The sequence below is a fragment of the Candidatus Moraniibacteriota bacterium genome (assembly GCA_016699795.1).
Classification (GTDB): domain Bacteria; phylum Patescibacteriota; class Minisyncoccia; order Moranbacterales.
Genome location: CP065011.1, coordinates 793,772 through 819,287 on the forward strand (window position 1 = coordinate 793,772; position 25,516 = coordinate 819,287).

The following is a 25,516-nucleotide window of genomic DNA, read 5'->3' on the forward strand; positions in this document are numbered from 1 at the left end:
GATATCTTGACAAAGGAAGATATTCCCTTTATAGTTTGGACTATTCAAGAATTTGGACTGATTTTCTTCCTTTTTTCGGGCTCGCAGAAATTTAAGAAAAATGTGTCAAGGGTGATGGCATTTTTTCGTTTTACAAGAAAGAAATAATTATTGAAGAACCTCTATTTTCTCTCCATCTAGTTTTATCGGGAGGGACGAATATGGGTGTGTTTTTATGCATACGGAGTACAAAGAATTAAAAGTTAAAAAAGTCGTTGGAGAAAAGTCTTCTCTTTCTCGAAGAAAGTCCTTTCAAAAACGCATAACCGTATCCTTGCCAAATCTTATAGAGGCACAAACAAATTCTTATCGTTGGTTTTTGGACAAAGGCATCGAAGAGCTTTTTAAAGAGGTAAATCCTATTACTGATTTTACCGGAAAAGATTTGGAATTAAGTATCACTGATTATTATCTTGATCGTGCAAAATTTGATGAACGAACTACGAAAGCAAAAAATCTTTCTTACGAAGCTCCTCTACGAGCAAAAGCGAAATTAATTATAAAAAAAACAGGAGAAGTCCAAGAGCAAGAAATTTATCTTGGGGACTTTCCTATTATGACTGACCGGGGAAGTTTTATTGTAAATGGAGTAGAAAGAGTAGTTGTAAGTCAATTAATTCGAAGCCCCGGAGTTTTTTTCACCATGAACTACCAAAAAGGAAAAAAACTTTTTGGAGCTAAGGTTATACCAAATCGAGGAGCTTGGCTTGAAATTGAGACGGATGCTGATGGTGCATTGTGGGTAAAAATTGATCGAAAACGAAAAGCTCCTATTACAGCTTTACTTCGAGCTTTCGGATATTCTTCAAATGAAGAAATCGTAAAACTTTTTTCTCAAGATGCATTTAAAGATACTGATTTTATAACACAAACACTCAGTAAAGATATTTCTACCAATAGTGGAGAAGGATATATCGAAATCTATAAAAGACTTCGTCCTGGAGATTATGCTACCGAAGAAAACGCGAAACAAATGATTGATTCGATGTTTTTTAGCTTTGAACGTTATGACTTTGGATCAGTAGGACGATATCGTCTTAACCAACGATTAGGTATTGAGAGAGAGAATAATGAAGAAAATAGAGTTCTTCTTTTGGAAGATTTGGTTGAAATTATTCGTGAAATAATGCGACTTAATAATGATCCTGAATCACTTCCTGATGATATCGATCATTTGGGAAATCGTCGTGTGCGTGGTGTGGGAGAACTTGTTCAAAATAAACTTCGTGTGGGAATTTATCGAATGGTTCGAAATATCAAAGATAGAATGAGTACCTGTGACATTACGACAGTTATGCCTGGACAGCTTATTAATCCAAGACCTGTCGCAGCTTCGATAAAAGAGTTTTTTTCAAGCTCTCAGTTGTCACAATTCATGGATCAAATTAACCCTTTAGCTGAGCTTGAACATAAACGTCGTCTATCCGCTATGGGACCTGGAGGTTTAACTCGTGAGCGAGCAGGTTTTGAAGTCCGTGACGTTCACCATTCTCATTATGGAAGAATTTGTCCAGTACAGACTCCAGAAGGTCCAAATATTGGACTTGTAGGACATATGGCAACATATGCTCGTATTAATGAGTATGGATTTTTGGAAACCCCTTATCTTGTGGTAAATCATTCAGCAATAGGAAAAGATGAATTAAAGGGACGAATTCTTTCTGAAAATATCAAAGGAATTGCTCAATCGGGAGAAAAAATTACAGAAGAGCTTGCTAAAAAAATTGCTAAAAAAATGGGAGATAAAGGAGTAATGGTTGTTCCTTATGTAAGTGAAAAAATTGAATATCTTAACGCTATTGTTGAAGATAAACACAGCATTGCTCATGCTGGCGTTACTATGGACGATGATTTTAACATTATCGATCCTATGGTAGATGCAAGAGATCATGGGCATCCAGGAAGTGTTCCTCATGAAAAAATTGATTATATTGACGTTAGTGCCAAGCAATGTATTTCTGTTGCAACATCACTTATTCCTTTCTTAGAGCATGATGATGCCAACCGTGCATTGATGGGTTCTAATATGCAACGACAGGCAGTTTCTTGTGTTTTACCAGACTCACCTATCGTGGGTACAGGAATTGAAGATAAAGCTGCTGCTGATTCTGGACAGGTAGTTTTGGCCCAGAAAGAAGGAGAGATTATCTCAGTTGACGCACGAAGGGTTATTGTTCGAGAAACTCCCAAAGATACTAAGAAAAAATATTTTGATAGAGAATATCCTTTGTTGTCATTTGCTAAATCCAATGCCTTTTCTAGTATAAATCAGACACCAAGAGTGTCTCGTGGAGATAAAGTAAAGAAAGGTGATCTTTTGGCTGACGGAGCTTCAACTGATAATGGAGAACTTGCTCTCGGACAAAATATTCTTGTAGCATTTGTTCCTTGGGAAGGATATAACTTTGAAGACGCTATTATTATTTCTGAGCGTTTACTTCAACAAGATCGTTACACCTCAATTCATATTGAAGATTTTGTTTTGGATGTGCGTGATACCAAGCTTGGGCCAGAAGTTGTAACGAGAGATATTCCTAATATTGGAGAAGATCGCCTTCGAAATTTGGATGAGACAGGAATTATTCGTATCGGTGCTGAAATTTCTTCGGGTGATATTCTTATTGGAAAGATTACTCCAAAAGGAGAGGGTGATTTGACTGCTGAAGAACGATTGCTCCGAGCTATTTTTGGAGAGAAGTCAAAAGATGTAAAAGACTCCTCTTTATATCTTCCTCATGGAGAGCATGGAAAAATTGTTGATATCAAGATTTTTTCTCGAGAACAAGGAGATAAATTGTCGAGTGGTGTTATAGAACAAATTCAAGTTTCTGTTGCACAGCTTCGTAAAATATCTGTTGGAGATAAACTTGCGGGACGTCATGGAAATAAGGGTGTTATCTCTCGAATTGCTCCTGTTGAAGATATGCCATTTTTACCAGATGGAACTCCTGTGGATATGGTGCTTAATCCTCTTGGAGTAGCGAGTCGTATGAACATTGGACAGATACTCGAAACTCACCTTGGTTGGGCAGCAAAAGAATTGGGTTATAAAGTAGCCACTCCTGCATTGGACGGAATTTCTGAAGATCGTATTAAAGAAGAATTAAGAAAAGCTGGACTTCCAGAAGATGGAAAAGCTCAACTTTGTGATGGTAAATCCGGTCGTCTTTTGGATAATAAGTCTACCGTTGGTGTTATGTATGTGATGAAACTTAATCACCTCGTGGAAGACAAATTGCACATGAGATCTATCGGTCCGTACTCACTTATTACACAGCAACCTTTAGGAGGAAAAGCTCAATTTGGAGGACAGCGGTTTGGAGAAATGGAAGTGTGGGCATTGGAAGGATATGGAAGTGCTCATACTCTTCAAGAAATGCTTACAATCAAATCAGACGATGTTTTGGGACGATCGAAGGCTTACGAATCAATTATTAAAGGAGAGCCTATTAAGAGTCCTAATATACCAGCATCTTTCCATGTGCTTATTAATGAATTGAAAGGATTATGTTTGGACGTTGAACTTATTGGAAGTCGTGAAGAAGAAATTGTTGAAGAGTATTCTAAAACGGACGAACAGAAAGAAGATCAAAAAAATAATTTGAAGGAAGAAATCGTAGATACTATTCAAGAAGAAACTTCTTCCAAATCATCAAAGTAAAGTATAAAAAAACGTTTCAATCACTATAACCTTTCTAGAAGAATACTATGGATATAATAACGAAATTGAGTGACTTTGAGGGAGTTCGACTCAAGCTGGCCAGTCCGGAAAATATTACCGATTGGTCGAGTGGAGAAGTTACTAAGCCAGAGACGATTAACTATCGTACTCAGCGTTACGAGATGGAGGGATTGTTTTGTGAGCGAATTTTCGGACCTGCAAAAGATTGGGAATGTTATTGCGGAAAGTATAAGAGGATTCGATATAAGGGCGTTGTTTGTGACAAATGTGGAGTAGAAGTTACGCGGTCTATTATTCGTCGTGAGCGAATGGGTCATATCAAATTGGCGACTCCAGTTTCTCACATTTGGTTTTTACGTGGAGTTCCTTCACGTATTGGATTGGCTTTGGGAATTTCCTCTTCTGACGTAGAGCGTATTATTTATTTTGCTTCCTATATTGTTATGAGTGTCAATGAAGACGCTCGAGAGCAAGCTCTTTCTCAATTAGAAAGTGAATATCGTTCGCGTCGTAAAGAAATGCAGGCTAAGTTCGATGGTGATGAACGACAAGAACAAAACGAAGAACTTCAAGATCTTTACAAGAGAACAAAAGAAGATCTTTCTGATCTTAAGCCAATGAAAATCTTAAGTGAAGTTCAATATTTCAATCTTTCTACAAAATTTGGACAAGTTTTTTCAGCTGGTATTGGAGCAGAGGCCGTTCGAAGTATTTTTGAAAAGATGGATTTGAAAGCTGAAATTAAGAAATTGGAAGAACAGATTGAAGAAGGTGTAGATTCTATTGATAGAAAAAAGACTTTTCAAAGACTTAAATTCTTTCGTGGAGCCTATAGAGCTGATATTAAATTAGAATGGATGCTCCCAACATTTATACCTGTTATTCCTCCAGATTTGCGACCAATGGTAGCACTCGATGGAGGTCGATTTGCAACATCTGATTTGAATGATCTTTATCGAAGAATAATCAATAGAAACAATAGACTTCGAAAACTTAAAGAGCTTGGAGCTCCTGAGGTTATTACAAGAAATGAAAAACGAATGCTCCAAGAAGCTGTAGACGCTCTCTTTGATAACAGTGTTCGTAGAGGACAAGCTTCAGTTGCTGCTTCTACTGGACAAAGAAGAGCATTGCGTTCTTTGGCAGATGTACTCAAAGGAAAACAAGGACGATTCCGACAAAACCTTTTGGGAAAACGAGTCGATTATTCAGGACGAAGTGTTATTGTGGTAGGACCAAAATTGAAACTTCATCAAGCTGGACTTCCGAAAAAAATGGCACTTGAGCTTTTCAAGCCGTTTATTATTAATAAACTTATTGAAAAAGAATTTGCTCATAATGTTCGAACCGCAGGAAGAATGGTAGATGCTGAAACAGAAGAAGCTTATGAGATCTTGGACGATATCATTTCCCATCACTATGTTCTTCTTAACCGAGCACCAACCTTGCACAGACTTTCTATTCAGGCTTTTCAACCTGTTCTTATAGAAGGAAAAGCTATTCAAGTGCATCCTATGGTTTGTGCAGCTTTCAATGCTGACTTTGATGGAGATCAGATGGCTGTTCATGTTCCTCTTACTGATCAGGCAAGAAAAGAAAGTGCAGAACTCATGCTTGCATCTAAGAATCTCTTGAAACCAGCAAGTGGTGAACCGATTGCTATTCCTACTCTCGATATGGTTTTGGGTATTTACTACCTCACCCATATCTATTTAGGAGCGAAGGGTGAAGGGCGTGTTTTCTCGGGAATTGAAGAAGCTATAATGGCTTATGAATACGATTTTCTTGCTATAAATGCAAAGATTAAAGTTGATATCGACGGTGAAATCAAAGAAACTTCTGTTGGACGACTTTTGTTTAATGAAGTTTTGCCAAAAGAATTAGGCTTCGTGAATGAGGAAATGACGAAAAAAGAATTGAAAAAAATTACAGCGAAAATTCTTGAATTAATGGGACAACAAGCAACGGCTGATTTCATAGATCGTATTAAAGATCTCGGATTTCGTTCGGTGAGCACCTCAGGTATCAGTTGGGGAATGAATGATTTACATGTTCCAACAAAGAAAAAAGCTCTTATTGAAGAGGCGGAAGAAAAGATTATAACATTAGGAGGGCAATACGCCATGGGACTTCTTACAAAAGAAGAACAGAAGGTAAAAACGATTGAAATCTGGAATGAAACGAAAAATAAGATAACTGATGCTGTTCGTGAATCATTAGATAAGGAAGGTCCTGTATATTCAATGGTGTATTCGAAAGCAAGAGGTTCTGAATCAGTTGTTGTTCAGATGATGGGTATGAAAGGCTTGGTAGCCGGACCTACTGGAGAAACTATTGAACTTCCTGTAAAAAGTTCGTTCAAAGAAGGTTTTAACGTTTTGGAATATTTCATATCTACTCACGGAGCAAGAAAAGGAACGGCAGATACGGCTCTTCGTACAGCTACCGCAGGATATCTTACTCGTCGTTTAGTAGATGTATCTCAGGATGTTATTGTTCGTGAAGAGGATTGTGGAGATACTGAAGGAGCTTATATACATCGAGAAGATAGTGATGGTATCGGCCAGGATTTTGCTAGTCGAGTTGAGGGACGTGTTTTAGTGGAGGATATTAAAAAGCCTGGAACTAAAAAAGTGATTGCAAAATGTGGAGAGCTTATAAACAAAGAACAAGCTCGAACCATTGCTGATGAAGGAATTGAAAAAGTTAAACTTCGAACAGCGATTACATGTTGTTCTCATTATGGCGTATGTCAGAAATGTTATGGCATTGATCTTGGTCGGGGAGAATTAGTTAAATTGGGGCAAGCGGTAGGGACTGTGGCTGCTCAGGCTATTGGAGAGCCAGGAACACAGCTTACTATGCGTACGTTCCATATCGGAGGTGTTGTAGGAGGTGCTGACATTACACAAGGACTTCCTCGTGTTGAAGAAATTTTTGAAGCAAGAACTCCAAAGGGAGAAGCTGTTATCGTAGAAGAGGAAGGTGTTGTTCGAGAAATAATTGATGATGGAGGAAAAGCTGTAAAAATTATTTTAGAAACTTCTTCACCCAAATCAATCGAAATAAAGGAATATGTAGTCCCTAAAGGGGTGGATATTCAAGTTTCTAAGGGAGATCTTGTTAAAAAAGGAACACCTCTTACTGAAGGACATATTGATCTTAAGAAGCTCTATAAGATATTGGGACAAGATTCGCTTCATCGTTACATTGTTCGTGAAATTCAACAGATATATGCTTCTCAAGGTGAAGGTGTAAATGATAAGCATATTGAACTTATGATTCGTCAAATGCTTTCGAGAATTCTTATTGTGGATTCCGGAGATACAGATTTCGTAACGGATGATGTAGTAGAAAGAGATCTTTTCTTAGAGGCCAATGAAGAGGTGAAAGCCCAGGGAGGAAAACCCGCTCAAGGAGACAGACTTCTTATGGGTATAACTAAAGTGGCACTTTCCACAGAATCATTCCTGAGTGCAGCATCTTTTCAAGAAACAGCGCGTGTGCTTATTAACGCAGCTGTAACTGGAAAAGTAGATAAACTTCGAGGATTGAAAGAAAATGTTATTATCGGTCGACTTATTCCAGCTGGAACTGGATTTCGACAGAAGAAATAACTTTCTATAGGGACGTGCTTGAAAGTATAGAAAAAGAAAAAAGGAACATTACTTTGAAATGTTCCTTTTTTTGATTTGTCCTCCTTATGTTTAAGGGAGATCGGGGGTGGCGGGTTAACGCCAATGTCTCCTGTCGTCATCACGATAATGGCGAGGAGGTTTGTTGTGCCTCCTATCATCATCACGATGATGGCGGGGTGGAGGCGGCGGCCTTCTGTCATACCTGTCATCATGGTGGTAATGACGAGGTGGAGGAGGTGGGGGCCGTCTATGATGACGATGATCATCATAATAGACAATGTGACGAGGAGGCGAAACCCTCCTATACCTACTGTCGATTACTGCCTGTCCCAATGCGGTGCCGATGGCGGATCCAATGAGGGCTCCGCCAAAAGATGCCTCTCCTTCGGGTGTTGATACACACCCACCAAGAAGGATAAGGGATAAGAATACAACAAGCACGATCTTCATGGTAATCTCTCTCCGTTGTTGTAAGAAAAGAACTAAACGTAATATATCTATACACCATTTTATCATTTTTGTCAATAGTTTAAAATTCAAAGTGATGGAATGTTCGGTACTATTTTGTTGAAAAGGAAGAAGGGGGTATAATGGGATTTGTTACTAATTTTCATTTTCTTCTGCAATTTTCGAATTTTCACTGCAAATTGGATGAAAATTTCATTTACGAAAAGGGATGAGTAATGGTCCTATAATAGAAAGAAGAAAAAATAGGTATACAATAAATATGGAAGAAAAAAAAGACTTTTCTCAGAAGAAAAAAAGAATAAAAAAAATTGCCAAAATAGTGGGTATTATTATTTGCATATATATACTCTTTCGTTTTTTTATGGGTATTCTTTTTCAGCCATCACATGATCGTGATTGGGAATTAGGACAAGAAAAGCTCCCAAAATTTACTTTTCTTGAAAACGGTCGCGTTCAAATAGAAAATTTTAGAAATTTTAATTGGAAAGAAGAAGGCGTCGCAGATATTCAATATGAAACAAGAGAATTTGATTTGAAAAAAATTGAAACCGTAGATGTGTTTATTTCCCACTTTGATGACTTTGAGGGATTGGCGCATATTTTTGTTAGCTTTGGTTTTCGAAACGGAAGACATGCGGTGATTTCTTTGGAAACAAGAAGAGAGAAGGATGAAGAATTTTCTCCATTATTAGGTATTTTTCGCCAATTTGAAATTATCTATGTGGTAGGTTCTGAAGAAGATATTGTAGGACTTCGCACAGATGTACGAAAAGAACGTGTCTATCTTTATCCTACGAAAGCAACTCCAGAACATGCGAGAAGTTTATTTCTTGCGCTTGCCCAAGATATTAATGATGTTTATGATGAGCCGAGAATATATAATACTCTTACAAAAAACTGTACAAATGAAATAACTCGTCGAGTAGAAGGTATATCTAGTATAGAGTTTCCTTTAACATGGAAAACTATTCTTCCTGGATACTTCGATGAAGTTCTTTATGAAGCGGGTGTTTTGAATGCTGAGGGGAATTTTTCTGACGTAAAATCTGGACATCTTATTCCCAATGATCGGGTGGATCGTTACGATGTTTCCTATAGCAAAAATATTCGTGATTATCTTCCTTATCGAAAAAATTTGCCCCCAGAGAAGGACGAGAATACTATAGAAAAATAATAAGTAATTATATATGTATGAAAAAAGGATATAGCGTTAACCTCGAACAGGATACCCTTGAAAATGAAAATTTTCGAAAAGTGCTTTTCACGGCCAATCATATGCAGTTGGTTCTTATGACTGTTCCTAGCGGTCAGGATATAGGTTTGGAAACTCATCAGGATCATGATCAGTTTATTCGGATTGAAGCAGGGGAAGGAAAGGCTATAATTTCAGGAGAGGAATTTCTTCTTCAAGATGGAAGTGCTGTAATTATTCCATCCGGAAACGAACATAATATTATAAACACAGGAAAAGATCCTCTTCGTCTTTATACCGTATATTCCCCAGCCGAACATTCAGATGGTACGATTCATGTTACTAAAGCTGAGGCTGAAGAATACGAAAAAAAGCATCACGAATAAGAATAAAATATTTCTGGATATGGGGAGTCAACGAGATGAAATAGCACCTTTAGCCGAAAGGATGAGGCCCCGGACATTTGACGAGTTTTCAGGACAATCTGATATTGTGGGCGAATCTTCATTTTTGAGAAACGCTGTTTTAAAAGATCAAGTTCCCTCTCTTATTTTTTGGGGTCCTCCAGGAACAGGAAAAACAACATTAGCTCGAATAGTAGCTTCTGAAACAAAAGGCTTTTTTGTTCATATTTCTGCAACATCATCGGGAAAAAAGGTTCTCCAAAGTATAGTAGAAAAGGCTCGTAAAGATCTTGAAAATAGACAAAAAACATTTGTTTTTATTGATGAAATTCATCGTTGGAATAAGGCTCAGCAAGATGCTCTTCTTCCTAGTGTGGAAGATGGAACAGTTATTCTTATAGGAGCAACAACGGAAAATCCTAGTTTTGAGGTAAATTCAGCTCTTCTTTCGCGGTGTCGAGTTATTATTCTTCGTCGTCTCGAAGATGAAGCTCTTTTTGCTATTGTATCTCAAGCTCTTCAAGATAATGAGAGAGGTTTGGGCACACTAAAACTAGAGTTCGAAGAAGGTATACTTGAGCTTCTTGTGGGTTTTTCTCATGGAGATGCTCGTTATGCGCTTAATGCCTTGGAGGCTTGTTCAAAATTTGGAAAAAAAATTACCAAAAAAATACTTCAAAATATTTTACAAACATCACATCTTCTCTATGACAAAAAAGGAGAAGAACATTTTAATATTATATCAGCTCTTCATAAATCTATGCGTGGAGGAGATGCTAATGCTTCTGTTTATTGGATGACAAGAATGCTTGAAGGGGGAGAAGATCCTTTGTATGTAGCGAGGCGTCTTGTTCGATTTGCGTCGGAAGATATAGGCCTTGCCAACAATACAGCATTACTTTTGGCAAACGCGGTTTTTGATGCGTGTCATAAACTTGGTATGCCTGAATGTGGAGTCCACCTTGCACAATGCGTTATCTATCTTGCAAATTCTCCCAAATCGGTAGTGGCTTATGATGCATATACATATGCAAGAAAAGATGTGCTTCAATATGGGAATCTTCCTGTCCCGCTTCATTTAAGAAATGCTCCAACGAAGTTTATGAAGGATATTGGTTATGGCGTTGGATATAAATATACCCCCAAAGAAAAAAGTGAAAATCAACGTTATCTCCCAGATGAACTAACGGGAAGAAATTATACACAGGGGAGTTTATAAATTTCAGCGTGATTTCTTGAGATATTCTTTTATTTGTTTTTTATAATCTTCCCATTGTTTTTCTGACCAATCCTTTGGTTTCTCGGTAAGATCTACGTCTTCCGGTTTAGGATAATTTTTTGGATCATCATAGACGCTAAAAAATTCTTTATCAATAATAATATTACCATTTGCATCAGAAACCGTTTGTTTAAAAACAGTTTTAAGTGTGCCATTTTCTTCATTTTTTTCTAGCGTTCTCGGTTCCTCAACTGTTACTTTTCGTCCGTCATTTGTTCCGTATATGCGAAAAATTAATTCTTTCCCTTTTATTTCTCCCTGAATAAGAATGTGTCCAGGGGTGTTATTGACAAATCGCATATCAGGCATAGGCACATAAACACTCGCATCAAAACCGATAGGTTCATAATATTTTACAGGGTAGGAGTGAGCTTGTCGCATAGTAATTTTTAATCCAGAAAATATAGCCGCACGAAAAAGAGTTGTGGATACCTGGCAAATACCTCCGCCATATTCTGGTTCAGTTCTGTTGTTACGGATAACGAGCTCTGGTCGCCAGCCGTTCTTTTCATCTACCTCTCCTAAAATTTCCACAAAAGAAAATTCTTCCCCAGGTTTTATGAGTGCTCCATGATATTTTTCATAACCAAAGCGAATATTAAAAAGACGATCTTGAGAAGATCCAGAGAAATTACTTCGACCTTCACCAATAAGAGAAGTTATCCCAAAATTTTCTGCATTCGAGGATGTTATTTTTGCAGGAATAATTTCTGTGGGAAGTGTGATGGTAATATCTTCTTTTTGTTGAGATGAAAATATCTTTTCTAAAGCATCTATGATGCTATCTGAGCTTTCTTGAATTTTTATTTGATAACCATCTGATCCTGGGTGAAAAACATCTACTCTATTTTCTTCAGTAAGTTCAAATTTTGCATTCACTGGAGCTACTTTTGATTTTTCAAAGAGTTTTTCTGTATATGTATAAACAGCTTGTTTATCAATGATTACTTCTCTCAGAAGTGTTCGTTGGTGAGCGCTTCTTGTGGATGTTTCAAGGCTACACAAAGGGTGAGGATTAAGACAAATATCCGTTTTTACAAAAGAGGAAGGTTCTGAAGTAGTTTTTATAAAAAAATCAAATGATCCCCATGAATTATAGGTTTTCCAAGAAAGGGTTTCAGAGAACTTTTCTCCAACAGAGAGAAATATCGCAGGGTTTGTAATCTTAATCTCCGCATGAACATCTGACGAAGAAATAAATAGTAAAGGAAAGACAAAAAAAACCATGAGTAAATCTTTATAAGAATGGTTTTTGGATGAAAACGTGAGTGAGATAGTGTTTACTCCTTTTTTCCTCATAAGAAGAGCATAGCGTATTTTTTGGTATTCGAAAAGGGTTTTTGTTTTTGATAGAACAGAAAGAGTACAATAAGAGATCTTCTAAACAGAAAGTTCATTCTTGAAGTTAAAAGAAAAAAATCTCTTGTAAATAAAAAGAAGAAGAATTTTGCAGGATTCTTCTTCTTTCTTTTTTTAATAGAATGGTTTAGAAACCGCGAACTTGAATTTTCTTCACTCTATTAATATCGGCTTTTGGAAGGCGTATAGTAAGAATTCCATTTTTAAGAGAAGCTTCAGATTTATCAGGGATAACATCGACAGGAAGAACGACAGAGCGAGAGAAAGATCCCCAATAACACTCTTGATAATAAAAATTATCACTACTAATTTCTTCTTCATTCGAACGCTCTCCTCGAATAGTGATCATGTCATTGTTGATAGCGACATCAAGATCTTCAGGTTTTACTCCAGCTATAGTGGATTTGATAACAATCTCATTTTCGGTTTGGTACATATCGATAGTGAGCTGTCCATCTGGATCATCAGAAGAATTTGAAACCTGACGCATTTGAGGGCGTGGTTCATCAGTTTGAATTTGTGGGCTATAAGCGGGTTGAGTGTGACGCATTGGTGTTTCCATATTTGTTGTTATAGGTGCTATTGGTTGAGATATTTCTTCTTCTTCATCGGAATAAACTGGCATAGCCCGTCCTTGGTGGAAGGATTCTTCGGCCTTTGCTCCAGTTAACCTTTCAAGAAAAGATCGTTTTTCTTTTGTCATACATTTTTGTTTATATTTACGAAGTTACCCTTTCCTTTTTTAATTATAATATGTTCGAAAAATCCATGCAAGTTTTTTGTTTTTTAGGAGAAAAATAACAAGAGAATACTGTTGTATAAACCATGGATAAATATTGCTAATAAGCCAAAAATTAAAATATAAAGGGTTGATGATTTTTGAATTCCCAAAGACCAAAATATTGAAGTTATGATGTGAATAAAAGAAGGAAAAAAAACAGCAATGGAAAATATGTTTTTTTCAGGAGAGGAAAATATAAGAGAAATTTCGAGAAGAGAAAAGCCTAAAGCAAAAAATAATCCTAGAATAACTGTATTCCAAATTGACTGTTGGGAAGATAATAATTTTTTGAGAAAAAGAAATTTCATTCCTTCTTCTATGAAAACAAAAGAAAATAAAAGGAAGAAAGGAATAAAGGCTGTGGAGGGAAATAACGTTACGAGAAATGATTGAAAAAGAAAAGAAGCTATAGCAGAAAATATTCCGTAAATAAGAGCTAAGAAATAGAATTTTGGAGAAAAATAAAGCATTACGCTATTTTTTCAAACATTTGTTTAAGTTCTTTCTTTTGTTTTTGAATTTCATGAAGTTTTTCTTGGGATTCTTTTACTATATTTTCAGGAGCGTTATTTCTGTAAGAAGGATTATCTAATCTTTTTCTGAGAGAATCTTCATAGAGAGTAAGTTTTTCAATTTCTTTTTGGAGGCGTAATTTTTCAGCTTCTTTATCAATGATATTTTCTTGGGGAATATGGAGAAGAATGTGAGCAGATACGGATTGTGAAAGACAAGGCATTTTTGGATTTTCTGAAATAAGAAATGAAATTTCGGAAATACCTGTTTTGAGAGAAGTAATAAGACTCGCATTTCTTTCCAAAAGATCGAAAAGTTTTTCTGAATTTTTGGGAAGGGAAATGATAAGTGTGATTTTTTTGGCTGGTTCTATATGATAATGAGAACGAAGATTTCGAATAGCCACTATAATATCAACAATGATCTGAAATTCTTCTGAATTTTTTACATTTTTTGAATAAGCATCCGCTGATGGCCAGGAAGAAACGAGAAGTAAATTTTCCTTTTTATTTCGAAAACTTTCCCAGAGTGTTTCCGTAACGAAAGGCATAAAAGGATGCCAAAGTTTGAGGAGATCTTTGAAAACAAACAAAAGAATGTCCTCTGTTTCTTTAATGTTTTTTTCGAATTTCACAGTTTCTATATACCAATCAGCAAAGATATTCCAAGTGAATTCTCGGAGACGTTCGCCTGCTTGAGAAAATCGAAAATGATCAAAATCCTCTGTGACATTTTCAATAAGAGCTTTCATTTTTGAAAGTATGAAATAAGAAGAATCAAGCGTTATATTCTTTGGTAGGGAGGAAGGGCTTTCTTTTGAGGAAGATCGGTCTAGAATAAAGCGAGCTATATTCCAAAGCTTATTAGTAAAATTTCTATATTGAGCTATTTTTTCATCACTAAGGCGGAGATCGTTTCCAGGAGTATTTCCCAAAAGAAGAGAAAGACGAACAGCATCTGTTCCATATTTTTCAATAACATCCAACGGATCAATGACATTTCCTAATGACTTGCTCATCTTTTTTCCATTTTCATCACGAACAAGACCATGAAGATAAACTGTTTTGAAAGGAACTTCTTCCAAAAGATAGGTGCTCATAAGGATCATTCGAGCAACCCAAAAAAAGAGAATGTCATAGCCTGTTTCCAAAACGTTATTGGGATGATAAAGAGAAAGGTCATTTGTTTTTTCGGGCCAACCGAGTGTGGAAAACGTCCAAAGACCTGATGAAAACCATGTATCTAGAGTGTCATTGTCTTGTTTCCATCCCAAACCTTTCGGGGGAATAACGTCGCAATACAACTCATCTTTTCGATACCAAACAGGAATGCGATGGCCATACCAAATTTGTCGTGAAATGCACCAATCGCGAAGATTGTCGATCCAATGAAAATAGGTTTTCTCAAACCGTTTAGGAAGGATGTTAATATCCTTATTTTTTACGGCATTTTGCATGAGTTTTTTGAGTGTGGTTTTCTTGTTGTTTCGTGTAAAAGTTTTATTTACATCAACAAACCATTGTTTTTTTATTTGAGGTTCTATAATGCCACCCCCACGAGAATTTATTGCTATATTGTGCTTGTAACCTTCTTCTATGCGGACAAGAAGATTTTTTTTCTTAAGTTTTTCTATGATTTTTTTCCGTGCTTTGAAAATATCAAGACCCAAAAATTCTTCTGAAATATTAAGCATCCGACCGTCATAATCAATGATTTGTTCTTTTTCGAGATTGTGGCGCTCTGCTATTTCAAAATCCGTAGCGTCATGCCAAGGTGTAATAGTCATAGCACCAGTTCCAAATTCTTGATCGATGGCAGTATCCTTAATAAGTGTTGCGGTAATGGGTGTATCGTCGATCCATTCTATTTGGAATGTTTGCCCGTGAGTATATTGAGAATATCTTGCATCATCAGGATGCACAACGACATATTTATCTTTAAATTTTGTCTCTGGACGAGAGGTTCCTATAACAAAAGGTCCATATTGAAAGTAATAAAAGGGGATACTTTCTTCTTTCCATTCTACCTCATCGTCAGATACGGTTGTTTGCATTTTTGGATCCCAATTAACAATACGATCTCCTCGGTAAATAATGCCATCATCAAACATTTTTTTGAAAGCGGTATTTACAGCATAATGTCTTTTTTCGTCCAGAGTGAAAGCTTCTCGACTCCAATCAAGGGAGGATCCCATTTTTTTTATTTGATTGACGATAAAATCATGACTTTCTTGGGCAAATTCATGTACACGAAGCAAAAATTCTTCTCGGCCGAGATCATGCCTATTTTTCTTTTCATTGAGCCAAAGAATACGTTCGACTTTTTCTTGCGTTGCAATAGCTGAGTGATCTGTTCCTGGAAGCCAAAGCGTTTTTTTGCCAGTCATTCGAGCATAACGAATCATGGAATCTTCGAGGGCAAGCATGGCTGCATGTCCGATGTGAAGATGTCCCGTTACATTGGGTGGGGGAAGAACTATACAAAAAGAGGGTGCATTTTTTTTGGTAATACCTTTTTGTATACAAATATCAGGATTGAAAAATCCGCTATCTGTCCATTTAGTATAAATGGAATCTTCGTAAAGTTTGGGCTCATAAATTTTAGAAAGCTTTTTCATATGTGTTCTATGATAACACTTTTGACTCATATGACAAGAGAAAATGAGTGGTTGTGTGTTTGGGCTATAAGGAAAAATTGACGAAGAATTTTTTTGCTTTTAGAATAGAAATCAGTATTTTGAACAGAGAGGAAAAACGTATGTTAGAAATTACTACGAAGTTGTTTGTTTTGTCTAGTAGATTTTTTCGAAGTGAAGAAGAAAATCGTATTGATGATCTTCAAAAAGAGAACGCTCTTCTTCGAGAAAAAATTTCTCTTTTAGAATATGAACTTGATTCTATGGGACAGATTACAAGATCACTCTATTGGAAAAAATATTGTAGTCACCAACAATAAAAAACTCTAGCCGTCGATTATTACAAAGAATAATTGACGGTTTTTATTTTTTTAAAGAAGTGATTATTTCATAGTGTGAGCATAGTCTTCAAGAGAGAAGTTTGCTCGAGCCTCGAGATTTTTCCAAAGAGTAGAAGCTTTTTGTTTTTCAGAATCAGAAAATAAATCCCAACGGAGTAATCCGGCTATACCAATCATGGCGGCATTATCAAGAGAAAGATCTTTTTGAGGAAGTCGGAGAAAAATATGAGGAAACTTTTCGTCGATGCATTTTTTGAGCATTTCTCGTAAATGAATATTAGCGCTTACGCCTCCAGCAATGAGTACTGACTGAATAGAAAAACGTTCAATTGCTTTTTGTGTTTTGGATAATAAAACATCAACACAAGCATCTTCAAATCCAGCACTCACTGCCTTTTGAAAATGTTTCGGAAGAGGATCATTTTCAGAGAGATTGTTTTCTTTGCGATACGTTTTTACGGTATAAAGAACTGCTGTTTTGAGACCAGAAAAAGAAAAGTGAAAATTAGGAGAATGTATCATTGGGCGAGGAAATTGAATGATATTTTCATTTCCATTTTCATTTCGAAATTCTTGTGCAAGGCGAGAAATTTCTGGTCCACCTGGATAAGGAAGTCCCAGAACACGGGCTGTTTTGTCGAAAGCTTCTCCAACGGCATCATCTTGCGTTTCACCAATAATAGAATAAGAAAAATGTTCTTTCATTAAAACGAGTTGTGTGTGACCACCACTTACTACGAGAGCGAGAAGGGGAAATCGTAAGGAATCAATAACGGTATCATTTTCATCTTTTGGTGCAAAATTGGCATAAATATGACCTTCTATATGATGTATTCCCAGAAGAGGCTTCTTCCAAAGCCAAGAAAGTGTTTGTGCTGTAGTGGTTCCTACAAGAAGAGCAGGAATAAGTCCTGGTGCGATAGTTACGGCGAGAGCATCTAAGGATTCAATGGAACATCGAGCTTGAGAGAGAGTATTCTCGATAACGGGTAATATGTTTTTGGTGTGTTCTCGAGCTGCTAGATTGGGTATAACTCCGCCATTTTGAGAATGAATCTGTGTTTGAGAAGATATAACATTAGAAAGAACGTGTATACTATTATTTTTCTTTTCGATAATAGCGCAGGCAGTATCGTCGCAAGAAGTTTCTAGGGAAAGAATTGTTGACATATTGCTAAAAATAGGTTATTTTTGAATGATATGTGCGATTTATTGAAGAGGAAAATATGCTCGTTTTATGGGAAAAAATGAAAATGCTCAAGAAAAAGACGAATTAAATAATAGTAGCGATAAAGATCTTGTTTTGCAAATCCGAAAAGGAAATGAAAAATATTTTAATGATCTCCTTGGTCGTTACCGAGAAAAATTGTTTTTTTACCTTAGGCATTTTGTGGGGGGGAAAGAAGAGGCGGAAGATCTTTTGCAAAATGTTTTTGTAAAAGCATATGAAAAATTTTCAAGTTTTGATCAAGAAAGGCAATTCTCTTCTTGGATTTATAGAATTGCTCACAATGAAGCAGTAAATTATCTTAAGAGAAGAAGTCAAAAAATATTTCTTTCTTGGGAAGATATTGTAACTGCCAAAGATCGATTAGAATCTTCGAGTAAGGAACGATCAGCTCAAGAAGAATGGATTCGCAAAGAAGTTCGTGATGATGTTCGGCTTGCTCTAGAAAGATTGAATGAAAAGTATAGAGAAATATTGATACTGCGATTTTATTTGGATCATTCGTATGAAGAGATAGCAAAGATTATTGATAGACCAACAAATACCGTAGGAACACTCATTAGTCGAGCAAAAAAAAGACTTCTTCGAGAGATGAATACTTTAGTAAAATAAAAAAGTTTTCTCTTTTCCGTCTTTGTAAGTGTAGCGAAGCAATCCAGTCCGATTCGAATCATTGCGAGGAGGAGTCTTCGCGTGAAGTGGCAATCCAGAGCTAATTCCTCCCCCTTAGAAAAAGGGGGATTGAGGGGGATTTTCTTTGTATGAAATTCTTTTGTGAAATCAATACAAATCCCTCCCCCTCGAAGACTCGGGTACTCCCTTTTAGCAAAGGGAGAGAAGATATAAAAAAAGTGAAAAAACTCAATTTCCAAAAAAATAAAAAAATGATACTATAGAAATGTTATGAATAAAAAATAGAAGAAAAACAAATGTGAAGAATGACTTTAAAAAAGAATTTTTCTTTCACTTTTCCCTTCCTTTTCTTTTTGGAATTCTTTGTGTTTTCTTTTTTTCTTTTTCTTCTCCTACTCATGCTTCCACTGTAACCTGGACAGGAACAACAAGCACTGCTTGGACTACAGTAACGAACTGGAATACAGGAACTGTTCCTACAAGCACAGATGATGTTGTTATAAATTACACAGGAACGAATCAACCTACACTCGATGTAAATGGTGGAACCATTACTATACAATCTCTTACTCTTGGAGGAGGAGCATCAACTTCTACTCTTACTATGAGTAATGGGTACAACGGAAATGATACAAACAAAAAATTGAATGTTACAGGAAATGTTACGATTCTCAACAATGGTTACCTTACCCACACCGCAAACACTACTACAGAAACCCATAGACTCTTTATGGATATCGGAGGGAATCTCGATGTTCAGACAGGAGGGCAGATTAATGTGGATGTTAAAGGATATAGTAGTGGACCAGGAAATGGGGGCTGTTCAAGTCAAGGCGCTTCTTATGGTGGACAAGGTGGCTGTGGTTCTACTTTTATCGATACTTATGGGTCAATCTCTGATCCCGTAAATATAGGAAGCGGAGGCGCTGGCAATGGGACGCTTGGCGGGGGTTCTACTGTTCTTGAAGTTGTCGGAGAAACAACGATTAATGGGATTGTTGCTTCTAGTAGTATTTCATCTGCAAATCGGTGTGGCTCAGGAGGAACTATCTCTTTAAAAACAGGTTCACTTAACGGCTCTGGTCTTATTCGTGCGGATGGAGTAGTAGCTTCATATGGGACTTCGCAGGGAATTGGGGGGGGTGGTCGTATTGCTATAAAGCTCACGTCTAGTAATAATTTTGGATCTGTTATGATGCGGGCATATGGTTATGGTGGTGCAGCAGCCGGTACCATCTACACTGAAACGGCAAGTCAAAGAGAGGGGAATGGAACGGTAATTATTGATAATAACAATCAAAATTCTTCCGTTTTTACCGCTATTCCCGCAACACAAACATGGACGATTAAAAATCTTGTCCTAAAAAACAAAGGACAAATCAGTGTACCAACAGGAACGACGTTGGATATTAGTAATGTAACAATTACCACAACAGACGCCACTCCCATAAGTGGAATAATGGTAAATGGTGGAACTTTTATCCCTCCATTAAATACCCATTCTTTTTCTCTTCCTCTTTTTTACAATTTTTACGCTCCCTATACCATCACTGGAGATCTTACTCTCGGTGGAGGATCAGCTCAGACACAACTTATTATTACCAACGGATCCCCAACAAACAAATTCACTGTTACCGGAAATGTTACGATTCTCAATAATGGTTATCTTACTCATACCAGTGACTATTCTTCCGAGACCCATCGTCTTTTTATGGACATAGGAGGAAACCTTGACATTCAAACCGGAGGACAAATTAATGCTGATGATAAGGGATATGGTAGTGGTCCGGGTTATGGAGGAACAAATCCATATTGTGGATCTTATGGTGGTCAAGCCCTTCCTTTGGGCGTTACTTATGGGTCTATTACTTCACCAGTTAACTATGGCAGTGGTGGGGGAACAAATGTGTATGGTGGTGGGTCTATTCAATTAACAGTTTCAAGAAATACAAATATAGCAGGAATTGTTAGTTCAAGCTCAACTGTTTATAACGGATCTCGATCGGGGTCAGGCGGATCTGTTAATATTATTACAGAAACTCTTTCTGGTTCGGGAAGTATAATTACCAAAGGGGCTCAATCTCCTTGTGGTGCAGGTGGACGTATTGCTGTCAAACTTACCTCTGGAAACGATTTCGGATTAGTAACAATGCAATCATTTGGAGTGGGTGGAGCTGCCGGAACCATCTACACTGAAACTGTCTCTCAAGGCCCCAACAATGGCACCCTCACCATAGACAACAACAACATTTCCACTTCAGCCCAAACCCTCATCCCCCAAGACAACTTCACCAACAACTCCCTCTCTCTCGGAAACATCATTGTAAAAAACAAAGGACTTCTTGCCATTCCTACAGGAACCACTCTTAACACTACAGGAGACATAACCATAGGAACTCTTAACTCTTCTACTGACACCTCACACATAGTAGCCAATGGAACAGGAACTCTCATTTCTACCAATCTCACTATTCATGGAGTAAGTGGTACAGGAGCATCCATAAACACCAACACGAAAGGTTACACTCCTACTCTTGGAACAGGAGCAGGAACAACAGGCTCTCTTGGATATGGATCAGGAGGAACATATGGAGGAAGAGGAGGAAATAGTAGTGATGGAGCAACTTCCCCTAACACCTATGGAAATGACTTTGTTCCCGAAGATCTTGGAAGTGGAGGAGGAAAGTCTACAGGAGGAACAGGAGGAGGAGATATACGAATCAGAACGAATAACAATCTCAACCTCTATGGAACCATATCCAGTAACGGTAGCGCTGGACTCACCAATGGTGGAGGAGGATCAGGAGGATCTATAAACATACTCTATGCAAAAAACTTCACCATAAACGGTGGAAAGCTTCAAGCCAATGGTGGGGCGGGACAAGGTGGTGGAGGAGGAGGGGGAGGAGGAAGAATCGCCTATGCCTATGAAAACAAAACATTTACCAATCAAACGATTCAAACACTCGGAGGAACAAAAGGAGCTACCGCACCTGCAACTGATGGAAGCGCAGGTTCACTTAAATCTGGATACCTTGCTGGTTCTCTTATCTCTTCAGCATTTGATTCCAGTAGTGATGCTAATGTCATGGGAACAATAGAATGGAAAGAAAATGAAATACTCCCAGCAAATACAACCGTAACCATCTCTCTCAAAACTGCAGGAACGAAAGAAAATCTTTCTTCTTCCCCCTGGACACAACTTGCACAGTCCACTGCTTCTTCTCTTACCTCAGGATGTACAAAGAATGGAATCAATGTTATCTGCTCTCTTTCTTCTATCCCTAATACTCTACGAGATACTATAGGAGATCGCTTCTTTCAATACAAAGTAGATCTTTCTTCTCCTGACCTTCTTTCTCAACCTCAAGTCGATGATGTAAGTGTTTCCTATGTTGTAAACGCTCCTCCTGAAATAGAATCAGTAAGTGCTTCTCAATCTACTCCCAATGATACCATTACCTTTACCTACAGTATTCAAGATATCGATACACAAACAGGAACCTATACTCCCAACTACATCACTCCTACCTTTGAATATTCTCTTGATGATGGATCAAGCTGGCATACCATCTCTTCTTCATTCTTTACCTACAACAGCGCACCCTTTGGAGGAGATATTTCTGATCAAAACGCTGATACTATCATGGAGAATAAAGTTACCGATACCTACAAAACCTATTCCATTAATTGGAACGCTCAACAACAACTCGGTCTTAATACACAAACAAACAATGTACGCATACGACTCACCATTACAGACAATGAAGCAGCAAACAATAACAAATTCCTTGTAAGTGATCCTTTTGGTATAGACACAAGACCTCTTACCTCCATTACCGTTTCTCAATCATACCAAGAAGCTACACTCGGACAGGTTCTCATTTCCTATGACTATGAGATTCAACCTACTATCCAAAACAATACAACACTCACTCTTGAATACTTCAATGGAAGTACATGGATAGAAGCAGTAAGTGTAACAGGGGATATCGGACTCAATGTATCTACAGGAAACAAAAGTCTGGTATGGATTCCAAAAACAGATATCCCTGAACATTTCTCTTCTACCTCCAGAGTTCGACTCATCGCTTCGTATCAAGTTGCTTCATACACCATGACTTCAGTAAACTACACCCTCGATACAAAAACTCCCACCAATCCCTCCCTCCTTGTTGATGCTTCCACTCAAGACCTCACCATTCCCTCCACCACATCTGTTCTTACTCTTGGAGTCAGTGATGACTCTCCAACACAGATGAAGATTTCTCTTGACGAAAACCTTACCAACTCTCCTTGGGAACCTTTTAATGCAACGGTAACAATAAAACTCGAAACTGATCCCGACATTGTCTATACTCGCTTCAAAGATCAATACGGGAATGAAACACAAACCATACACACAACTACTCCAGAAACTCCTACACGAGTCATTTCTCAAGATACGAGTAATATGCTTCTTACCCCTCCAGAATACCGAGCCTTCGTAGGATTCAAAACAATAGAAGAACCTCCAACAGGATTCGGAAACTACAAACTCTATAGAAGTGATGACGCTACTACCTATACGCTTCAAAATATCATAACCTCAAGAACAACAAACTTCCTTACTGATGCTACCCCACAACCAGACATTCTCTACACCTACAAAGCAAAGACAACAGACACACCAGGAAATGTTTCTTTCTTCTCACAAACCGTTACGATGAAAGCAAATGGTATTCAAGACTTCGGAGAAGGTGGAGGAGGATCAGATCAAACCCCTCCTGTTCTACAAAACGTAACCGTAGAATCTAAAGACACCACAACCGTAACTATCACATGGGAAACAGATGAACTCTCTGACTCTCGTGTAGAATATGCAACCACTCCCAACACCTATACCAAACAAACAGGAGTCTCTACCTATGCTGACACCCAAGCACAATCAGGACTTCATAGAGTCACTCTTACCAACCTCACACCAAACACTCCCTACTTCTTTAGAGTTGCCTCTACTGATCCTCAAGGCAATACCGGAGTCAATGACAATAATGGCAATGGATATGAAGTCACAACGAATCCTGGACCTTCTATCAGTGGTGTAGCGGTATCAAGTGCTTCTAACACACAAGCAACCATATTCTGGAATACGAATGTCCCTGCAGACTCTGTACTCCATTACAGTGAAAACAAGAATGGATCTCTTATCGATCCTATCACTCTCTCCGGATCAAGTGTTCTTACAAAAAATCATCAAGTAACCTTAGATGCTCTTACTCAAGGAACCACCTACTATTTCTACGTTACCTCCACCGACTCACAAGGAAACATTGCCAATGACAATAATGGAGGAAACTATTTTCAATTCTCTACAACACTCGACGAAACACCTCCTACCATAACGAATCTTCAAACATCTCTTATCTCAAATGACAAAGCAGTTATTACAGCAAACACAGATGAAGAAGCATCCTTCCTCCTTCAGTACAGAAAAAAAGGAAGCCTTACCTTCACACAAACAGAACAAGGAACAACATACGATAGATCTCACTACAGGGTACTCGATACTCTTACTCCTGATACAGAGTATGAATATCAAGTGAGTGTTAAAGATATCAATCAAAACGAATCACAGAGTGATATACAAACAATGAAAACAACCTTAGATCCAGAATACAATCATGCACCTCTTTCAAAGATTCATACTATCAGTGATCCTCCTAAAGTACTCACTGATCAAAAAGCAGTCATAACCTTCCAGACGGATCAAGCAGCAAACTGCATCCTTGAATATGGAACCCAATCAAGAAACTACCAAGAAGTTCCTCAAACAGAAGCGACAGGAATCTATGACACACTCCATTCCCTGCATCTTGGAGGACTCATCTTTAACACAACCTACTTCTACAAACTTCTTTGTGAAGATAATCTTGGAACCCTCATAGAGAGTGAAGAAAAAAGCTTCACAACAAAACTCAAACAAGTAGACAGTGGAAGTGAACAAGCAGAATCTACTCCTCCCTCTATCTCAGGAGTCAAAGTCAAAGACATTACAGGAGAGAGTGCAGTGGTGAGTTGGGAGACGGATGAAGTTTCAAACTCACAGGTGAGATATGGGACGACGAAGGAGACTCTTCAATTTGGTGGTGACAGTCTTGTCAACTTCGACCCCACCAAATACACCACCTCCCACTCCGTAACTCTGCGAGGTCTCATCCCATCTACTAAATACTTCTTCTCCACAGGATCTTCCGACACCGCCGGAAACATAGGCACCTCCTCCCAACAAACCTTCCAAACGCAATCTCCTTCTTCCATCTCTTCCATTAAAGCTTCTTCCAAACAAATAGGGGAAACAACTATCACATGGAAAACTTCCACTCCCACTACCTCTATTGTTGAATATGGAAACACAGAAAACTATGGACAAACAAGAAAAAGTGAAGAACTCAAAAAAGATCATGAAATTATCATAAACAATCTTTTAGAAAACTCTACCTACCACTTCCGAGTAAAAGGAGAAGATGAATCAAAAAATCTCTTCTCTTCTTCCGACTCTACCTTTGAACCAAAGTCTCCACCACAAATCAAAGAAATCAAGATAGAAGTTCTTTCAGACAGAGAAGCAAAAGTAAACTTCCTTACTGATACTCTTACCGACTCTCTTGTAACCTACAAAAACAAAAACAAAGAAGAAGATCAAAAGAGTGAAGGAAATCCCTCCCTCCTCCAAACTCACTCCCTCACCCTCAAAGAACTCACTCCTGGAGAAAACTACGTTCTTACTGTACGAGTCAGAGATGATATGGGAAATGAAACTCTCTCTGATGAGATAGAATTCACTATGCAAAAAGATGAAACTTCTCCTACAGTAGAAAGAGTCTCTACCGACTCCGCTCTTTCACAAAACGGAAAAGTACAAATGATTATTAACTGGCAAACAGATGAAGATGCTTCTTCCTCCCTCATCTACAAAGAAGGAAGAGCAGGAGAAGAAAAAACAGTGAATGTAAGTTCTTCCCCAACAAAGAATCACATCATTGTACTCACCTCTTGGAAACCAGGAACTCTCTACTCTTACAAAGTCATAGTAAAAGATCTGAGTGGGAATGAAACCATAACCAAAGACTACATCACCCTTACACCACAAACAAAAGAATCTGTTGTAGAACTCATCATAAAGAACTTCAAAGAAATCTTTGCTTGGACGGGAGGGTAGGAGGGGAGAGATTTATTGCCTTTTTGTCTTTGTGAGCAGTGATTCCTCCTCCTTCTTCTTCTTCTTCTTATCTTTTCGATCGATGAGTCTTCGAGGAATGGAGATTTGACCCGCCTTTGGTGG

General features: G+C 37.8%; 13 protein-coding genes. 8 read left to right on the plus strand and 5 right to left on the minus strand.

Features of this window, described 5'->3' with window-relative positions; translation table 11 throughout:
* Nucleotides 1-214: 214 nt before the first annotated feature.
* The 5 genes from IPN70_03730 (at nucleotide 215) to IPN70_03750 (ending at nucleotide 10,642) form a co-directional block, all read left to right on the plus strand.
* Nucleotides 215-3,700 carry a DNA-directed RNA polymerase subunit beta gene (locus IPN70_03730; GenBank protein QQS60974.1) on the plus strand — a complete coding sequence of 1,162 codons (3,486 nt, stop codon included), beginning with the start codon at nucleotides 215-217 and terminating at the stop codon, nucleotides 3,698-3,700.
* 56 nt (nucleotides 3,701-3,756) lie between these two features.
* Nucleotides 3,757-7,338 (plus strand): DNA-directed RNA polymerase subunit beta', encoded by a 3,582-nt coding sequence (gene rpoC / locus IPN70_03735; protein QQS61854.1) that lies wholly within the window; start codon nucleotides 3,757-3,759, stop codon nucleotides 7,336-7,338.
* A 748-nt stretch (nucleotides 7,339-8,086) separates the two neighbouring features.
* On the plus strand, nucleotides 8,087-9,001 hold the full coding sequence (locus tag IPN70_03740; GenBank protein ID QQS60975.1) for a DUF4105 domain-containing protein: 915 nt from the start codon (nucleotides 8,087-8,089) through the stop codon (nucleotides 8,999-9,001).
* A 17-nt stretch (nucleotides 9,002-9,018) separates the two neighbouring features.
* Nucleotides 9,019-9,405: a cupin domain-containing protein gene (locus IPN70_03745; protein QQS60976.1), complete on the plus strand. Its 387-nt coding sequence runs from the start codon at nucleotides 9,019-9,021 to the stop codon at nucleotides 9,403-9,405.
* A 19-nt stretch (nucleotides 9,406-9,424) separates the two neighbouring features.
* The gene (locus IPN70_03750; protein QQS60977.1) at nucleotides 9,425-10,642 is read left to right on the plus strand and encodes a replication-associated recombination protein A; all 1,218 of its coding nucleotides are present in this window, start codon (nucleotides 9,425-9,427) and stop codon (nucleotides 10,640-10,642) included.
* Between the two features lie 3 nt (nucleotides 10,643-10,645).
* Here IPN70_03750 and IPN70_03755 read toward each other — a convergent pair whose 3' ends face one another.
* From IPN70_03755 to IPN70_03770, 4 genes are all read right to left on the minus strand, one after another.
* Entirely contained in the window at nucleotides 10,646-11,929 is a 1,284-nt protein-coding gene (locus tag IPN70_03755) for a VanW family protein (GenBank protein QQS60978.1), read from the minus strand.
* Nucleotides 11,930-12,188: 259 nt separating this feature from the next.
* Nucleotides 12,189-12,764, minus strand: coding sequence for an Hsp20/alpha crystallin family protein (locus IPN70_03760; protein ID QQS60979.1), 576 nt, complete (start codon nucleotides 12,762-12,764; stop codon nucleotides 12,189-12,191).
* Nucleotides 12,765-12,847: 83 nt separating this feature from the next.
* Nucleotides 12,848-13,312, minus strand: coding sequence for a PrsW family intramembrane metalloprotease (locus tag IPN70_03765; protein QQS60980.1), 465 nt, complete (start codon nucleotides 13,310-13,312; stop codon nucleotides 12,848-12,850).
* On the minus strand, nucleotides 13,312-15,972 hold the full coding sequence (locus IPN70_03770; protein QQS60981.1) for a valine--tRNA ligase: 2,661 nt from the start codon (nucleotides 15,970-15,972) through the stop codon (nucleotides 13,312-13,314). The genes IPN70_03765 and IPN70_03770 overlap by 1 nt, the downstream gene beginning before the upstream one ends.
* 140 nt (nucleotides 15,973-16,112) lie before the next feature.
* Here IPN70_03770 and IPN70_03775 point away from each other — a divergent pair, with 140 nt between their 5' ends.
* On the plus strand, nucleotides 16,113-16,310 hold the full coding sequence (locus tag IPN70_03775; GenBank protein QQS60982.1) for a hypothetical protein: 198 nt from the start codon (nucleotides 16,113-16,115) through the stop codon (nucleotides 16,308-16,310).
* 63 nt (nucleotides 16,311-16,373) lie between these two features.
* Here the strand turns inward: IPN70_03775 and tsaD are convergent, their stop codons facing one another.
* The gene (tsaD, locus tag IPN70_03780; protein QQS60983.1) at nucleotides 16,374-17,501 is read right to left on the minus strand and encodes a tRNA (adenosine(37)-N6)-threonylcarbamoyltransferase complex transferase subunit TsaD; all 1,128 of its coding nucleotides are present in this window, start codon (nucleotides 17,499-17,501) and stop codon (nucleotides 16,374-16,376) included.
* 67 nt (nucleotides 17,502-17,568) lie between these two features.
* Here tsaD and IPN70_03785 point away from each other — a divergent pair, with 67 nt between their 5' ends.
* Nucleotides 17,569-18,171: an RNA polymerase sigma factor gene (locus tag IPN70_03785; GenBank protein QQS60984.1), complete on the plus strand. Its 603-nt coding sequence runs from the start codon at nucleotides 17,569-17,571 to the stop codon at nucleotides 18,169-18,171.
* Nucleotides 18,172-18,490: 319 nt separating this feature from the next.
* Entirely contained in the window at nucleotides 18,491-25,393 is a 6,903-nt protein-coding gene (locus IPN70_03790) for a fibronectin type III domain-containing protein (protein ID QQS60985.1), read from the plus strand.
* Nucleotides 25,394-25,516: the final 123 nt, after the last annotated feature.

Bases quoted from the DNA above. Each gene is read 5' to 3' on its own strand.
- IPN70_03750 (QQS60977.1), top strand. From the start codon at position 9,425: ATGGGGAGTCAACGAGATGAAATAGCACCTTTAGCCGAAAGGATGAGG.
- IPN70_03755 (QQS60978.1), bottom strand. From the start codon at position 11,929: ATGGTTTTTTTTGTCTTTCCTTTACTATTTATTTCTTCGTCAGATGTT.
- IPN70_03765 (QQS60980.1), bottom strand. From the start codon at position 13,312: ATGCTTTATTTTTCTCCAAAATTCTATTTCTTAGCTCTTATTTACGGA.
- IPN70_03760 (QQS60979.1), bottom strand. From the start codon at position 12,764: ATGACAAAAGAAAAACGATCTTTTCTTGAAAGGTTAACTGGAGCAAAG.
- IPN70_03785 (QQS60984.1), top strand. From the start codon at position 17,569: ATGGGAAAAAATGAAAATGCTCAAGAAAAAGACGAATTAAATAATAGT.
- tsaD (QQS60983.1), bottom strand. From the start codon at position 17,501: ATGTCAACAATTCTTTCCCTAGAAACTTCTTGCGACGATACTGCCTGC.
- IPN70_03730 (QQS60974.1), top strand. From the start codon at position 215: ATGCATACGGAGTACAAAGAATTAAAAGTTAAAAAAGTCGTTGGAGAA.
- IPN70_03740 (QQS60975.1), top strand. From the start codon at position 8,087: ATGGAAGAAAAAAAAGACTTTTCTCAGAAGAAAAAAAGAATAAAAAAA.
- IPN70_03745 (QQS60976.1), top strand. From the start codon at position 9,019: ATGAAAAAAGGATATAGCGTTAACCTCGAACAGGATACCCTTGAAAAT.
- IPN70_03775 (QQS60982.1), top strand. From the start codon at position 16,113: ATGTTAGAAATTACTACGAAGTTGTTTGTTTTGTCTAGTAGATTTTTT.
- IPN70_03770 (QQS60981.1), bottom strand. From the start codon at position 15,972: ATGAAAAAGCTTTCTAAAATTTATGAGCCCAAACTTTACGAAGATTCC.